This is a genomic window from Jiangella aurantiaca (genome assembly GCF_004349105.1).
GTDB classification, from domain to species: domain Bacteria; phylum Actinomycetota; class Actinomycetes; order Jiangellales; family Jiangellaceae; genus Jiangella; species Jiangella aurantiaca.
Window position 1 is genome coordinate 16,862 of record NZ_SMLB01000018.1, and the last position, 14,619, is coordinate 31,480.

General features: G+C 72.9%; 17 protein-coding genes. 11 read left to right on the forward strand and 6 right to left on the reverse strand.

Going from position 1 to position 14,619, the window contains the following annotated elements; genetic code table 11:
- The first annotated feature begins 33 nt into the window (after positions 1-33).
- On the forward strand, positions 34-1,353 hold the full coding sequence (locus tag E1262_RS14740; RefSeq protein ID WP_132103898.1) for an MFS transporter: 1,320 nt from the start codon (positions 34-36) through the stop codon (positions 1,351-1,353).
- 23 nt (positions 1,354-1,376) lie between these two features.
- Here E1262_RS14740 and E1262_RS14745 read toward each other — a convergent pair whose 3' ends face one another.
- Positions 1,377-1,976, reverse strand: coding sequence for a hypothetical protein (locus E1262_RS14745; RefSeq protein ID WP_132103899.1), 600 nt, complete (start codon positions 1,974-1,976; stop codon positions 1,377-1,379).
- Positions 1,977-2,477: 501 nt separating this feature from the next.
- Between E1262_RS14745 and E1262_RS14750 the strand changes: the two genes are divergently transcribed.
- From E1262_RS14750 to E1262_RS14785, 8 genes are all read left to right on the forward strand, one after another.
- A complete protein-coding gene (locus E1262_RS14750; protein WP_132103900.1) occupies positions 2,478-3,644 on the forward strand; it encodes a hypothetical protein in 1,167 nt (388 codons plus the stop codon).
- A gap of 64 nt (positions 3,645-3,708) precedes the next feature.
- Positions 3,709-4,449, forward strand: coding sequence for a 4-hydroxy-tetrahydrodipicolinate reductase (dapB, locus tag E1262_RS14755; RefSeq protein WP_132103901.1), 741 nt, complete (start codon positions 3,709-3,711; stop codon positions 4,447-4,449).
- Positions 4,446-4,892, forward strand: a complete 447-nt coding sequence (locus E1262_RS14760; RefSeq protein ID WP_238992937.1) for a hypothetical protein — start codon at positions 4,446-4,448, stop codon at positions 4,890-4,892. The genes dapB and E1262_RS14760 overlap by 4 nt, the downstream gene beginning before the upstream one ends.
- 252 nt (positions 4,893-5,144) lie before the next feature.
- Entirely contained in the window at positions 5,145-7,046 is a 1,902-nt protein-coding gene (ggt, locus tag E1262_RS14765; protein WP_132103902.1) for a gamma-glutamyltransferase, read from the forward strand.
- A complete protein-coding gene (locus E1262_RS14770) occupies positions 7,043-7,396 on the forward strand; it encodes a hypothetical protein (protein WP_132103903.1) in 354 nt (117 codons plus the stop codon). Before ggt ends, E1262_RS14770 begins: the two co-directional genes overlap by 4 nt.
- Positions 7,397-7,484: 88 nt before the next feature.
- Entirely contained in the window at positions 7,485-8,873 is a 1,389-nt protein-coding gene (locus E1262_RS14775) for an MFS transporter (protein ID WP_203453878.1), read from the forward strand.
- Positions 8,874-8,914: 41 nt separating this feature from the next.
- The gene (locus E1262_RS14780; RefSeq protein WP_132103904.1) at positions 8,915-9,346 is read left to right on the forward strand and encodes an SRPBCC domain-containing protein; all 432 of its coding nucleotides are present in this window, start codon (positions 8,915-8,917) and stop codon (positions 9,344-9,346) included.
- A complete protein-coding gene (locus E1262_RS14785) occupies positions 9,336-9,713 on the forward strand; it encodes an ArsR/SmtB family transcription factor (protein WP_132103905.1) in 378 nt (125 codons plus the stop codon). The genes E1262_RS14780 and E1262_RS14785 overlap by 11 nt, the downstream gene beginning before the upstream one ends.
- On the opposite strand, the gene E1262_RS14790 is transcribed toward E1262_RS14785, so the two are convergent.
- Both E1262_RS14790 and E1262_RS14795 read right to left on the reverse strand, forming a co-directional pair.
- Positions 9,667-9,978: an AzlD domain-containing protein gene (locus E1262_RS14790; protein ID WP_132103906.1), complete on the reverse strand. Its 312-nt coding sequence runs from the start codon at positions 9,976-9,978 to the stop codon at positions 9,667-9,669. The genes E1262_RS14785 and E1262_RS14790 overlap by 47 nt on opposite strands.
- Positions 9,975-10,667 carry an AzlC family ABC transporter permease gene (locus tag E1262_RS14795; protein ID WP_132103907.1) on the reverse strand — a complete coding sequence of 231 codons (693 nt, stop codon included), beginning with the start codon at positions 10,665-10,667 and terminating at the stop codon, positions 9,975-9,977. Before E1262_RS14795 ends, E1262_RS14790 begins: the two co-directional genes overlap by 4 nt.
- A gap of 134 nt (positions 10,668-10,801) precedes the next feature.
- Here E1262_RS14795 and E1262_RS14800 point away from each other — a divergent pair, with 134 nt between their 5' ends.
- Positions 10,802-11,389, forward strand: coding sequence for an ASCH domain-containing protein (locus E1262_RS14800; protein ID WP_203453879.1), 588 nt, complete (start codon positions 10,802-10,804; stop codon positions 11,387-11,389).
- Positions 11,390-11,401: 12 nt separating this feature from the next.
- Here E1262_RS14800 and E1262_RS14805 read toward each other — a convergent pair whose 3' ends face one another.
- The 3 genes from E1262_RS14805 to E1262_RS14815 all read right to left on the reverse strand — a co-directional run bounded on the left by E1262_RS14805 (position 11,402) and on the right by E1262_RS14815 (position 13,930).
- Positions 11,402-12,037, reverse strand: a complete 636-nt coding sequence (locus E1262_RS14805) for a DUF2461 domain-containing protein (protein ID WP_132103909.1) — start codon at positions 12,035-12,037, stop codon at positions 11,402-11,404.
- Positions 12,034-12,603: a GNAT family N-acetyltransferase gene (locus E1262_RS14810; RefSeq protein ID WP_132103910.1), complete on the reverse strand. Its 570-nt coding sequence runs from the start codon at positions 12,601-12,603 to the stop codon at positions 12,034-12,036. Before E1262_RS14810 ends, E1262_RS14805 begins: the two co-directional genes overlap by 4 nt.
- Positions 12,604-12,751: 148 nt before the next feature.
- Positions 12,752-13,930: a nitric oxide synthase oxygenase gene (locus E1262_RS14815; RefSeq protein WP_203453880.1), complete on the reverse strand. Its 1,179-nt coding sequence runs from the start codon at positions 13,928-13,930 to the stop codon at positions 12,752-12,754.
- 290 nt (positions 13,931-14,220) lie between these two features.
- Between E1262_RS14815 and E1262_RS14820 the strand changes: the two genes are divergently transcribed.
- Entirely contained in the window at positions 14,221-14,619 is a 399-nt protein-coding gene (locus tag E1262_RS14820) for a hypothetical protein (RefSeq protein ID WP_132103912.1), read from the forward strand.

Sequence of the window (14,619 nt, forward strand, 5' to 3'; positions counted from 1 at the left end):
GTGGCTGTCGGGCCACTGGTGGCGTGCGTGCCGATGCCGCACGATCGTCAGGTGACGCAGACCGTGTCCGCGCCCCCTCGTCAGTCTCCCCGCGTACACCGTGCCTGGTGGGTCGCGCTCGTCGCGTTCGCAGCGCTGGTCGGGGCGGCGGCGTTCCGGGCCACGCCGAGCGTGATGATCGACCCGTTCCGCGAGGAGTTCGGCTGGTCGCACGGGACCATCTCGTTCGCGATCTCCGTCAACATCATGCTGTACGGGCTGACGTCGCCGTTCGCGGCGGCGCTGATGGAGCGGTTCGGCATGCGCCGGGTGGTGGCGGGCGCCCTGTCGCTGGTCGCCGCCGGCAGCGGCCTGACGGTGTTCATGACGGCGAGCTGGCAGCTGGTGCTGTGCTGGGGGCTGCTGGTCGGCCTGGGGACGGGGTCCATGGCGCTGGCGTTCGTCGCCACCGTCACCGATCGCTGGTTCGTCGCGCGCCGTGGGCTGGTGTCAGGGATCCTCACTGCCGGGACGGCGACCGGCCAGCTGGTCTTCCTGCCGCTGCTGGCCGTCCTGGTCGAGGACCGCGGCTGGCGCCCGGCGTCGCTGGTCGTCACCGGGGTGGCGCTGGCGGCGGTGCCGCTGGTGTGGTTCCTGCTGCGCGACCGGCCCGAGGACGTGGGGCTGCGTCCGTACGGCGCGCCGGAGTCTGACGAGCCGGTGGTGGCGCCGCCGCCAGCACCGACGGGTGCCGCGCGGCGGGCGGTCACGGCGCTCACGACGGCCGCCCGGACGAAGGCGTTCTGGCTGCTCGCCGGCACCTTCGCCATCTGCGGCGCGTCGACCAACGGCCTCGTCGGCACCCATTTCGTCCCGGCCGCCCACGACCACGGCATGCCCGTCACGACGGCGGCCGGCCTGCTCGCCGTGATCGGGATCTTCGACCTGGTCGGCACGGTGGCCTCAGGCTGGCTCACCGACCGGTTCGACCCGCGCCTGCTGCTCGGCGTGTACTACGCGCTGCGCGGGGTGTCGCTGATGGTGCTGCCGTTGCTGCTGGCCGACACGGTGCATCCGCCGATGCTGTTCTTCATCGTCTTCTACGGCCTCGACTGGGTCGCGACCGTACCGCCGACGATCGCCCTGTGCCGGGAGCACTTCGGCACGTCCGGCCCGATCGTGTTCGGCTGGGTCCTCGCGTCGCACCAGATCGGGGCCGCCCTGGTCGCGTTCGGTGCCGGCCTGACGAGGGACGCCTACGGCAGCTACGACATGGCCTGGATCGGCGCCGGCGCCCTGTGCGCGATGGCCGCGGCGATGTCGTTGGCGATCCGCCGCCGGATGCCCGGGCCCGTCGCCGCCGGCACCGGTTAGCTCGTCCGCCCACCTGGGCGTCGTCAGCACGCCCTCGACTCGCGCAGACCTCCTTCGAAGTCGTCCGCACGCACCGCCTCGGCGATGCGCCGGGTGGCCCGGCTGGCGCGCTGACGCGCGGCCGCCCAGCTGATGCCGCGCCGCTCGGCCGCCGCCCTCCCGCCCTCGTAGCCGGGAGCCGGCGCGTAGATGTCGGCCAGGAGGGTCGCGTCCTCCCGGCTGACCGTGCCGTTGCCCACCGCCCAGGCGAGCAGCTCGAACAGCTCGAGGTCCGGCGGGTCGGAGGCGTCGGCCGGGTCGGACGGCTCGCCGGCGCCGACGGCCGGGTGTAGCTGCTCCGGGCTGGACGGGATCTCGTGCCGCTGGTGCGCGAGCTCGGTGACGGTCAGCCGGAGCGTGTCCATGGCGATGTTCGCCGCCACCTTCACCGGCCGGCGCTCGACCGGATACCCCGCGACGACCGCCCACAACGCCGTGACGGCGGCCTGCTCCAGGCTCGCCCGCGAGTCGCGGCCCGCGTGGGTGGCGGCGATGCGGACCGCCTTGCCGAGCATGAGCTGGAACACCGACCGCAGCGCCAGCGCGTCACCGGACCGGCCGAGCCGCAGCAGCGCCAGCAACACCCCGTCGGCGTCGCGCCGGACCGCGGCCTCGAGGCCGCCCAGCGACCGGACCTCCGCCAGCCGCCAACGCGCGACGGCCGACTCGGTCGCCGGGTCGGCGCACAGCCGGACCCATTCGGCGTTCAGCCGCCCGATGAGGCTGTCGTCGCTGCGCCGCGCCGGACCCGTCGCGCGGCCCGGGTCACTGGGCCGGCCGACCCGGCCCGGCCGTCGCCGGCGGCATAGCCATGGTGGGTCTCGGCGGGCGCGGGGGCGGTGATGGCTGCGGACACGGGGTGGCTCCCTCCGGGGTGGGACGCCTCCACGCTCGCGGACCGCACTTGCCCGGAAACTTGCCCGAACGCTGTGTACGCAGATCAGAGCGGTTGCCCGAGTGGTTGGATCTGTTGCCCGGCCAACAACTGGCAGCGCTCGTCCACAGGCCCGGCGACTTCGCGGAGTTGTCCACATTCCGGCGGATCGCCGTTGAACCGGCCGGTCCGGCGGAGCAGTGTCGAAGCCATGACCAAGACACGCGCACACAAGCGCCGCGCCAAGCGGCGAGCCGCCCACCGCGGCCGCGATAGCAGCCGCGTCGACTTCACCACCCGCGACCGCGAGCTCGTCCTCGAGGCCATGGCCGCGGAACAGGCCGGTGATCTCGAGTACGCACTCGACTGCCTGCTACGAACACCGCATCGGTTCGGCAGCCCCTGGGCGAGACAGGTGCTCGAGCTGGTGACGCTCGGCGACCGCGCCGAGGAATGGCAATGGGCCAGGTTCGCGGTGGCCGCCGGACAACGGTGGGTCGGCGTCATCCCCAGCCCGCTCGCCGCCAAGATCGAACGCGAGATCTGCGCCGGAGCGGGTGTCAGCCTGGCGCCCGGGCCCGGTGACCACTCGTGGCGGGTCGCGGCCGAACACACCGCGATCGCCCGCGCCGCCGCGGACGTGCTCCTGTTCGACGAGCTCATGCTCGAGCTGTTCCTGGTCCGCATCGCGCCCGAGCTCGACTGCCGCGGCGGAGGCGGCGGTAGCTGGGCGAGCACGTCTGCACGGGTGTACGAGCCGGGTCAGGTCACCGGAGTCGAGCTCCGCGTTCGCGATCGCGGCACGGGGGAGTGGCAGGTGGTCCGGCACCTCGGCGAAACCGTCGGACTGCCGCCTGACGCGCTCCTCTACGGGCGCATCCTCCAGGTCCCTGGTACGCCCGCGGCGGTCTTCGCCGGGCCGCCCTCGGTGGTCGACGAGGCCGGGGCACAGCAGCTGGCGCGGTTGCCCGACTTCGACCCACACCACCTCGTCGAACGGTGCGTCGGCCTCGGCGCGGCGGTCCGGTCCGGGGTCAAGTACCTGCAGGCGCCACCCGAGTACGACGAGGAGCCGGCCGCGGGCGTGCGGCTGCTGATGGAGCAGGGCCTGGACCGGGTGGCTGCCGAGCGCTTCGCCATGGTGCAGTCGCTCGTCGCGATGTACTCGGTCGATCCCGGCTCGACGCCGGTCTACGCCTTCCACGCCGCCGACGCCCTCGCCGATTCGGCGGTCGAAGCCGAGGTGCGGCGACGGCTCGTCGGGCCGTCGTACGGGGCGCTGTGGCGAGCGTTGGCGGCGGCGAGCAGTGGGCTCGACCGCGAGCGCTTCCTGTCGCTCGCCGCCGCCGAACCGGTGGGTGCGGAGCGAGCCCGGTGACAGGCTGGGCGACGACGGCCGACCAGGGCGGGAGGTGATCGCGGGCGTACGAGAGACTGTGCCCATGACGCTACGTGTGGCGGTGATCGGCGCGGCCGGTCGTATGGGGCAGCAGGTGGTCGAGACGGTCGAGCGCGCCGACGACCTCGAGCTCGCCGGGCGGTTCGACGTGGGCGACGACCTCGGCGACCTCGGCGGGGCCGACGTCGCCGTGGAGTTCACCGTGCCGGGCGCCACGCTCGCCAACGTGCTCCACTGCGTCGAGCAGGGCGTGCACGCCGTCGTCGGCACCACTGGCTGGACCGACGAGTCGTTGAGCCAGGTCAGGTCGGCATTGGCCGTCCAGCCGAAGGTCGGCGTGCTCATCGCGCCCAACTTCGCCATCGGGGCGGTCCTGACGATGCTGTTCGCCGCCCAGGCGGCTCGGTTCTACGAGTCGGTCGAGGTGATCGAGCTGCACCACCCCGACAAGATCGACGCGCCCAGCGGGACGGCGATCCGGACGGCCGAGGTGATCGCCGATGCCCGCCGTGCCGCTGACGTCCCGCCGGCCCCGGACGCCACGACGAGCGCGCTCGACGGTGCTCGAGGTGCCCAGGTCGACGGCGTGCCGGTGCACGCGGTCCGGCTGCGTGGCCTGGTCGCGCACGAGGAGGTCCTGTTCGGCTCGCCGGGGGAGACGCTGACCATCCGGCACGACTCCTTCCACCGTGCGTCGTTCATGCCTGGCGTGCTGGCCGGCGTGCGCGGCGTCGTCGACCGGCCCGGGCTGACGGTGGGGCTCGAGGAGATCCTCGACCTGTGAGAGGCGAACGGCGCGACCGCATCTGGGCCGCAGGCATGGCCGTTCTCGTCGGCGCACTGCTCGTGCTGGTGGTGTGGCGCGGCGTGCTGCTGATCGGGTCCGGGACGGCGGCCGGCGCGGGCATCGGCGTGGCGGTCGTGGTGATCGCTGCGGTCGGCGCGTGGGTGCTGTGGCGGTCGGTGCGGTTCGGGCTGCGCATGCAGGCGCTGGCTCGCGAGCTCGAGGGCGAGGGCGGCCTGCCGGTCGACGACCTGCCGCGCCGGCCCAGCGGCCGAGCCGAGCGTTCGGCGGCCGACGAGCTGTTCGAGCGGCGTCGCGCCGAGGCCGAGGCGAGCCCTGAGGACTGGCGGGTCTGGTTCCGGCTGGCGCTCGCCTACGACGACGCCGGCGACCGGTCGCGGGCCCGTGAGGCCGCTCGGCGGGCGGTGGCCCTGCACGGCTGACGGGCCCCCTGTCCGGGTTGATCATGGAGAAGGTCGGGTTTCCCGCGACTCCAGAGCCGGCCTTCTCCATGATCGAGCGACCTCTGGTCGCATGCGGACCGGCCGGGCGGGTATGTCCGCGACACCCTCCTGGGAGGCCGGCCACGGCGTGCTCACCCGTTCGGCGACCCGTGGCCACCTTCCTCTTCTCACGGAGATCGAAACCGGGCAGGGTAGGGACGCACGGGGTGAGAGCGGACGGGAGATCGGGTGATGGGTGTGCAGCGGAGCAGGCGGACAGCAGCAGTAGCCATCGTCGCGGCGCTTACCGCCGCCGGGGCCGGCGCGCTAGGGCCGGCTCAAGCGGCGCAGCCGGCTCAGGGAGCCGCGGCCGCACAGCCGGGCCTCTACACCGCGTCCGTGCGGCCGGCCGGTCGCCCGCCCCACACCGCCGAGCCGCCGCCCAAGCAGCCCACCGCCACCGGCTACGGCGGCGCGGTCGCGACCGTCGACGCCGACGCGACGGCGGCCGGTCTGCGGGTACTGCGCCGGGGCGGGACGGCGGTCGACGCTGCCGTGGCGGCCGCCGCGGCGCTGGGCGTGAGCGAGCCCTTCTCGGCGGGCATCGGCGGCGGCGGGTTCTTCGTCCACTACGACGCGAAGTCCGGTGAGGTCAGCACGCTCGACGGCCGCGAGAGTGCACCCGCGAGCGCGACCGACCAGCTGTTCATCGAGGACGGGACGCCGCTGACCTTCCCGGAGGCCAGGGTCAGCGGACTGTCCGTGGGCACCCCCGGCACGCTGGCCACGTGGGCCGAGGCACTGGACCGCTGGGGCCGCTTCGACCTCACCCGCAACCTGCGCCCGGCCATCGAGCTGGCCGAGGACGGGTTCGTGGTCGACGAGACGTTCCGGACGCAGGTCGCGGCGAACGCCGCGATCTTCGCCGACTTCCCGGCGACGGCCGAGCTGTACCTACCCGGCGGCGCGCCGCCCGCGGTCGGCACCGTCCTGCCGAACCCGGACCTCGCCGACACCTACCGGCAGATCGCCCGGCACGGCATCGACGTCTTCTATGAGGGGCCTATCGGCGCCGAGATCGCGGCCACCGTGCAGGACCCGCCGGTCCGCGACGGCGCGACGCGCAACGTCCGGCCCGGTGACATGACGACCGACGACCTGGCCGCGTACGAGGTCATCGAGCGCGACCCGACCGTCGTCGAGTACCGCGGCCTGCAGGTGTACGGCATGGCGCCGCCGTCGTCGGGCGGGTCGACGGTCGGTGAGGCGCTGAACATCCTGGAGAACTACGACCTCGGCGCGATGGACGAGGCCCAGGCGCTGCACCACTACCTGGACGCGACGGCGCTCGCGTTCGCCGACCGCAACCGCTACGTCGGCGACCCCGACGTCATCGACGTGCCGCTGGACGAGCTGCTGTCGCAGGAGTTCGCCGACGAGCGCGCCTGCCTGCTCGACCCCGAGGCCGCCGCGCCGAAGCCCGTCGCGCCGGGGGTGCCGGACGGCGACTACGGCGACGGCTGCGCGACCGCCCCCGAGCCGGCCGCCGTCGCCGATGAAGGCTCCACCACGCACCTGACCACGGCCGACCGCTGGGGCAACGTCCTCGCATACACGCTCACCATCGAGCAGACCGGCGGCAGCGGCATCACCGTTCCCGGCCGCGGCTTCCTGCTCAACAACGAGCTCACCGACTTCAACTTCGTCCCGACGCAGGGCGGTGCGCCGGACCCGAACCTGCCCGGCCCGGACAAGCGGCCGCGCTCCTCCATGGCGCCGACCATCGTGCTCGACGACGACGGCGAGCCGCTGCTCGCGCTCGGCAGCCCCGGCGGCGCCACCATCATCGGCACGGTGCTGCAGACGCTGGTCAACCGCGTCGACCTCGGCATGGACCTCCCCGCGGCGGTCGCCGCGCCCCGCCTGTTCCAGCCCAACAACGTCAACACGTCGGCAGAACCCGCCATCGCCGACGGCCCGCTCGGCGCGATCCTGCGCGATGTGTATCGCCACACACTCGTCAGGACGGCGGAGATCGGCGCCGCCACCGGCATCGAGTTCCTGGGCAAGCACCGCCTCCAGGCGGTCGCCGAACCGGTGCGCCGCGGCGGCGGCAGCGCGGGAGTGGTGTTCCCGCAGCGCTGGCCTCGATGACCGGCACGGCCCGCGGCGCGCTCGACCGGCTGCGTCGCGCGCTGCCGGTGCTGGCCGAACTGCCCGCGCCGCTCGCCGAGCGGCTGGACCTCAACAGCCTGCTGGTGCCCGGGCCGGAGCTCGCGGCGGCCCGGCGAGAGCTGGAGGAGCGACTCGGTCACCACGTCGTCACGTATCGCGCGGGGCGGACCGAACCGTTGACGGACGGTGCTGGGCTGCACCTGTGCCGCCTGCTGGAGCCGGCGGAGCTGACCGAGGCCGAGCTGGCCGCGCTGCGTGCCGCGGAGGCGTCAGCGCCCGGCGCCGTGCTCGTCGCCTACCTGAGGCCGATCCGCCTGCGCTCCGGCTGACCGTCAGCACGCCTGCGGCGAGCATTGACGCAACCAATCGGTTGCCATAAGGTGGCAACCGATTGGTTGCTACTCGTTGGAGGCTGTTGTGAGTTCTTCCGCCCTGGCCATCGACGCCGCTTCGCCGCCGCGGTTCAGCAGCAGGCAGCGGTTGATCCTGTTCGTGCTGCTCGGTGCCGGGTTCCTGCTGTCGGTCGACTTCTCGATCCTGAACGTCGCGCTACCGGAGGTCGGCGCGGGCGTCGGGCTGGGCATGGCCGGCCTTCCGTGGATCACGTCCGCGTACGCGCTGCCCGCGGCGGGCTTCACGCTGCTGTTCGGCCGGCTGGCAGACCTGTTCGGCCGCCGCCGGTTGTTCATGGGCGGCATGGTCGTGCTGATCGGGGCGTCGCTGCTCGGTGGCTTCGCGTCGACCGCCGAGACGCTGCTGGCCGCCCGGGCGCTGCAGGGCCTCGCCACCGCGATGACGATTCCCGCGGCGTTGTCGCTGCTCACCACCACGTTCACCGAGGGCGCCCTGCGCGACCGCGTCCTCGGCCTCAACGGCGCGATGCTCTCCGGTGGCTTCACCGTGGGCGCGCTGATCGGCGGCACCCTGGTCGGCCTGCTGAGCTGGCGGGCGGCGTTCTTCATCAACGTCCCCGTCGCCGTGGTCATGCTGCTGCTCACCCCGGTGCTGATCGGTGAGAGCAGCGTGCTCGAGCGGCAGAAGCTGGACCTGCCTGGAGCCGTGACCGTGACCGGCGGTCTGCTGGCCGTGGTGTACGCGGTGATCGAGACCAACGTTGCCGTGGCCGTCGTGGGCGTGCTGCTGCTGGTCGCGTTCTGGGCGATCGAGCTGCGCTCGCCCGCCCCGCTCGCCTCGGTGCGCATCCTCAAGCGGCCCACGGTGAGGTGGGGCAACTACGCGGGGCTCGTGGTCTTCACCATGGAGCCCGCCATGATCTTCCTCACGACGATCTACCTGCAGAACCTGCTGGGCTTCTCCCCTCTGGTGACCGGCCTGATCTTCGGCGTCCCGGGCCTGGCCGCCGTCACGGCCGGCGTGCTCGCCGGGCGCTTCATCTCCCGCTCCGGCAGCCGCAAGGTCCTCGTAGCCGGCCTGGCCGTGCAGGGACTGGCCACGCTCCCGCTGGTGTTCCTCGGCGCCGATCGCCTGGCACTGGCCATCCTGATCCCCGCACTCTTCATCGGATTCTTCGGGCATGTGACCGCGATCGTGGCCTTCATGGTCACCGGCACCTCGGGCCTGCCGGACCACGAACAGGGCCTGGCCACGGGCCTGACGTCCATGACCCAGCAGGTGGCCATCACCGTCGGCATCCCGATGCTGAGTGCCATCGCCGCCACGCAGAGCGTGCAGTTGACCGGCATCCACCTCGCGCTCGGTGTCAACGTGGCCATCACGCTCACCAGTGTGGTCCTGATCTGGTTCGGGCTTCGGCCGCGCGAGTATGAAACCGACCGGTTGCTATAGGCTCCGCACAGTATCCGGGTTGCCGCGCGTGGGAGGCTGGCATGGGATTTCCTGACCGCATCGAGCGAACGATGGACGTCGCGCACCCGCCGGACAAGGTGTGGGCGGCGATCACGACGGCCGAGGGTCTGGGCGCATGGCTCGGCCACGAGGCGACCATCGACCCGCGGCCGGGTGGAGCGGCCCGCGTGACGTGGACCGGCGGGCACACGGTCGAGATGCGGGTGGAACGGGTCGAGGAGCCGACGGTGTTCGGCTTCACCTGGCAGATTTATGGGCTGCCCGACGACGATCCGCGCCGTACCTATGTCGAGTTCACCCTCGAGGCGGTCGGCGACGGTACCCGACTGCGGGTGGTCGAGACGGGGTTCGCCCAGCTGCCCGAGGACGCCTACCGCAAGGCGTACGAGGCGCACACCGAGGGCTGGGCGAGCGAGCTAGGCGAACTGGCCGGCTATCTCGATGACGCATGACGCCGAGGCGATCGCCGAGCGGGTCTTCGTCGCCCTGGGCGACCCGACCCGGCGGGCCGTCCTCGCCGCGCTGGCGTCGGGAGGGCCGGCCACGGCCACGGACCTGGCCGATCGTCTGCCGATCACGCGTCAGGCGATCGCCAAGCACCTCGCCCTGTTGACCGAGGCCGGCCTGGTGACGGCGGAGCCGGGGGAGCGGCGGCGGGTACGGTACCGCCTCCGCTCCGCGCCGATGCAGGTGGCGCAGCAGTTCCTGGCCGCGCTGGCCCGGGACTGGGACGGCCCGTTCGACGCCTTGAAGGACCACCTCGACCGCGAGGCTAGGTCACCGCGCGCAGGAGCGCCGTCGTCACCGCCGCCACGATGATCACCACGAGGAACGACTGCCGCAGCAGCAGGGCGACGACGCCGGCGGCGACCCCGGCCAGCAGCCGGAGGTCGAGGCCGAGCGAGCCGCCACCGTCGAACAGCTCGACGGCGACCAGCCCGGCCAGCATCGCCACCGGGAGGAGCGTGGCCACCCGCTGCACGTCGTCGCGTTCGAGGATCGACGGCGGCAGCGAGACGCCGGCGAGCTTGAGCAGGTAGCAGCCGACCGAGGCGACCAGGACGGCGACCCAGATCGCGGTCATCGGGCCGCCTCCCGCCCCCGGCGCGGCAGCAGACCGGCGACGACGGCGATCGGGGCGGCCGCCAGCACCGGGACGCCGGCCGGGACCAGCGGGATCAGCGCCGTCGCCACAAGTGCGCCGCCGGCCGCCACCCAGCGGCCCTCCGCCGTGCGCAGCCGCGGCCACAGCAACGCCAGGAACGCCGCGGGCACCATCGCGTCCAGCCCCAGCGTCGCCGGGTCGCCGATCGACGACCCGGCCACCGCGCCCACCAGCGTCCCGCTGTTCCACAGCACGAACAGCAGCAGGCCGGTGACCCAGAACGCGTACCGCTGCTCCGGCCGCTCGTCCCGGCCCACCGCCATGGCCGTGGTCTCGTCGATGACCAGCTGCGCGGTGACCAGTCGCCGCGGCCCGGTCAGGTCGCGGCGGGCGAGGATGCGGGTGAGCGGGACGCCGTAGAACGCGTTGCGCACACCCAGCAGCAGCGCCGTGGGCACGGCGGCCAGCCCGGCGCCGCCGCTGCCGATGACGCCGACCAGCGCGAACTGCGACGCGCCGCTGAACATCATCAGGCTGAGCACCATGGTCTGCCACACACTGAGCCCGGACGCGACGGAAACGGCGCCGAAGGACGCGCCGAAGGCCGCGGCGTAGGCGGCGATGCCGGCGGCGTCGCGCCGGATCGCGGACCGCGAATCGTGACCCATGCGGCCAGACAGTACTGAACCGGACCGACAGTGATGAGTCCGATTCCGCATGGCGATACCGCTGGGTCCCTTTCCCTTGCGGGACTCGCCGCTGCCCGGGACCTCGCGGTCGGCGTGTGGCTAGGCTGATGCGCGTGCTGTTCCAGAAGCGCTTCTGGGCGGGTATCGCCGACGGGACGGTGACGCTGGCGTTCCGGCGCTGGGCCCGTCAGCAGGTGCTGCCCGGCCGCCCGTACCGCACGCCGGCCGGCCGCATCGAGGTCACCGCCGTCACCGTCGTCGACCCGGCGGACATCACCGACGACGATGCCCGCGCCGCCGGTCACCCGGACGCGGCCGGCCTGCTGGCCGACCTTCCCGGCGACCCCGCGAACCCGACCTACCGCATCGAGTTCCGCCCGGCGACGAACCCGGACCCGCGTGCGGAGCTGGCCGCCGGCGCCGCCCTCGACTCGGACGAGATCGCGGCCATCACGAAGCGCCTGGACCGCCTCGACCGCGCGTCGTCCTACGGCGCGTGGACCCGCGAGACGCTCCGGCTGATCGAGCTACATCCGGAGCGCCGGGCCGGCGACCTCGCCGAGATGGTCGGCCGCGAGCGGGCGCCGTTCAAGCTCGACGTGCGCAAGCTGAAGAACCTCGGGCTGACGCAGAGCTTTCCGATCGGCTACCGCATCTCACCGCGCGGCCGCGCCTACCTCGACGCGACCGCGGACGACTGAGGCCCGACGGCGTCAGCGGCGCGGCTGGTCGGACGGCCCGACGTGGTCGTCGAGCCACTGCTTCAACGGCGCCAGCTCACGCCAGGCCGTGGCGATGTGCGTCGCGGCCGCAGGCGTGTGCAGCCAGTCCGGCGCGCCGACGTCGACCCAGCCGACCAGCGCCTTCTGGCGCAGCAGCTCGATGCGCGGATGGTCGGCGTCGTAGCCGCGCGGCCGGGACTTCAGCGCGTCGCCGCCCACCACGTAGCCGGCGTCGCGCACCGACTCGACGATCTCCGCCAGCGGCTCGCCGCGGCGGGCGTCGTCGACGGCGACGCGGTAGCGGGCGATCTGGTCGGGCGCCATCTGGTAGTAGCCGACGGCGATGAACAGGCCGGGCGCGCCGACGTGCACGTAGTGGCCGCCGACCACGACACCCTGGTGGGTCTTGTACGGGCTCTTGTCGGCGGCGAACCGGACGTCGCGGTAGGGCCGGAAGAACCGGATGGTGCCGAACTCGGGCGAGAGCTCCTCGGCCAGCGCGCGCATCGGGTCGCGGACGGACTTCTCGTAGACGTGCTTGTTCGCGGTCCAGAACGACTTGCTGTTGTCGTTCTCGAGGTCCTCGTAGAAGTCCAGCGCCTCGACCGGGATGCCGGTGAAGGTCACGACTCGGCCTCCTCATCCGAACGCAGCGACGTGTGCAGCCGCACCTGCCGCAGCGTCACCGACCCGTCGCCGGTGAGGTCGAGCGTGCGGTGCGCGGTGTCGGGCGCCCAGCCGGCCGGTTCGAGGAACCCGCGCATGGCGTCGTCGCCCACGACCAGCCACATGCGGGCGCGGGTGAAACCGTCGGCGCGCATGGTGTCGGCGACGGCGGCCAGCAGCCGGGAGCCGTGCCCCTCGCCGAGGGCGGCGGGGTCGACGTGGAACGCGACCACCTCGCCGTCGCCGGGCTGGGCGTCGGGGTCCTCCGACGGCGCGGTAGCGGCGAACCCGACCACCCGGCCGGCGTCGAGCGCGACGAGCACGCGGTGCCGGGCCGATGGGGGACGGGTGACAGCCTCGCGCCAGGCGGACGCGAACGACGTGGCGTCGACGTCGGCGAGCAGGGCCGCGGGCAGCAGGGGAGCATAGGACGCCGTCCAGGCCCGGGCCTGCACGGCACCGATGGCGTCGGTGTCGGCGGCCCAGGCGAGACGGACGGAACGATCGGCGACGGGCTGCTCGGACACCCGTCCTACCCTACGTGGCCGGTCGCGTCCCAAGGAGGGCCGGGCAGGACCGGCGGTGAGAGGGGGCCGGAGGTCCCCTCGAGATCGTCGGTGCGCCGTTCAGGACTGAGCGACCGGGAAGCGCCTGCCCGGCCCGACGACTCCCGTGTCATGCGCGCGCGTGGTACGGGCACTCGGCGGGGACGTCCTCGTCGCTCGGCGGCGTCCAGCCGGGACTGGGCAGGAAGCCGGGCAGTGCCGTCGAGTCGTCGTAGTAACGGTGGTACACCGGCGAGGTCGTGCTGGACAGCGGCGGCACGACCCAGGACCACTCGGCGTGCGGGGTGCGGCCGGCCCGCTCCTCCTTCGTGACGAACTGCATGAACATCTCCGACTCGTGGTGGTGGTCGGCGATCTTCACCCCGGCGGCGTCGAACGAGTGCAGCACCGCCCGGTTGATCTCGACGAGGACGCGGTCCCTCCACAGCGACCGGTCGTCGTCGACGTCGAGGCCGAGCAGCCGGCCGACCTGCGTCATGCGGTCGTACCGGTCGGCGTCGACGAGGTTGCGCGAGCCGATCTCCGTCCCCATGTACCAGCCGTTGAACGGCGCCGTCGGGTAGGTGATGCCGCCGATGCGCAGCGGCATCGACGAGATGGCCGGGACGGCGTGCCACTTGAGGTCCAGGTCGGCGAACCAGGGGAGCTCCGGGTGGGAGAGAGGTACCTCGAGGACGGCGTCGCCGGGGATGTCGAACAGACGGACGCCGTCCTCGGGGGTCTCGATGGCCAGCGGGAGCACGTCGAAGTCGGTGCCCTTGCCCGACCAGCCCAGGCTCTCGACCCAGCGGGTGAACTCGGCCTGGGCGGGGTCGCCGATGACGGAGTCCATCCCCTGGTAGCCCGCGTACCGGACCAGCTGGCTGTTGCGCAGCCGCGGCGCCGGCCGGCCCGGCTGGTCCGGCGCGAACAGCGTCAGCACCGGCCGGATACGCCCGTCGTTGGTGGCGACCCGCAGGTGTTCGACGCACTCGGCGGCCACGCCCTCGGCGGTGCGGACGGTGCGCCGGTCGCGGACGATCAGGCTGCGCCAGTACAGCCGGCCGATGCATCGGTTGGCGTTGCGCCAGGCGACCCGGGCGCCGAACTCCAGCTCCTCGGTGGTGTGGCTGAACGTGCCACGCCGGCCGAACTCGATCAGCGCCTCGCTGAACCGCTCCTCGGGATCGGGAGCGTCAGCGTTCTCAGCGGCGTGCTGCCGGAAGAACGCTTCGGCTTCGCTGAGGTCGACGGAGTGGATCGGAACGTCTGGAAGGCCCGGATGGTGGTGCGTCCCATCGGTCGTCACAGGGTCAGCTCCTCCGCTGTCGCAGGTGGCGTCTGCCGGATCTCCAGATGCGGACATTTCCGGCAAATCGACCGGAACATGATCATCGTGCCGTGAAAATGACGCACCGTCACGAATGATCTCAGAAGGCGGACGACGCCGCCCGCGGTTCGCCGGAATCGGTCCCGACTATGCCAACCCGGGCCACAACAGCCGTTACGTTGCGTGACGATGCGGGCGCCGCAGGGCGGAGGCGGCCCGCCGGCGAAAACCGGTGGACCGCTGCCGCCGGCCACGGATAGTCATGGAGGATGACGGAGAACGGATCGCGCGCGGCGCTGGGCCGCGTCGTGCGCCGGGTCGGCGGCGAGGACGTACTCGAGGCGCTGGTGGGGCTGGCGGGATCCGACCTGACCACGCTGCAGCTCGAGCTCGCCCGCCGCCGGGCCGCCGCCCTGTCGCCGGCCGCGGTGCTGGAGCGGTATCGGCGCGACCGGTTCACCGCGCCGGCGGCGGTGCCCTTTCACGCGCTGCGCCGGGTCGAGGACGTGCTGCTCGATGGTCGGCTCAGGCTTCTCGTTGGTCGGTGTGCCCGTTCGGTCCGTTCGGTGGCGTCCCAGGTTGGCCGTCCCCCTGCTGCCCATTCTCTTAGCCGCGCAACCGCGCCTCAAGCGGACCAACTGGCGCTTCGCGCGACGATGACCACTTGA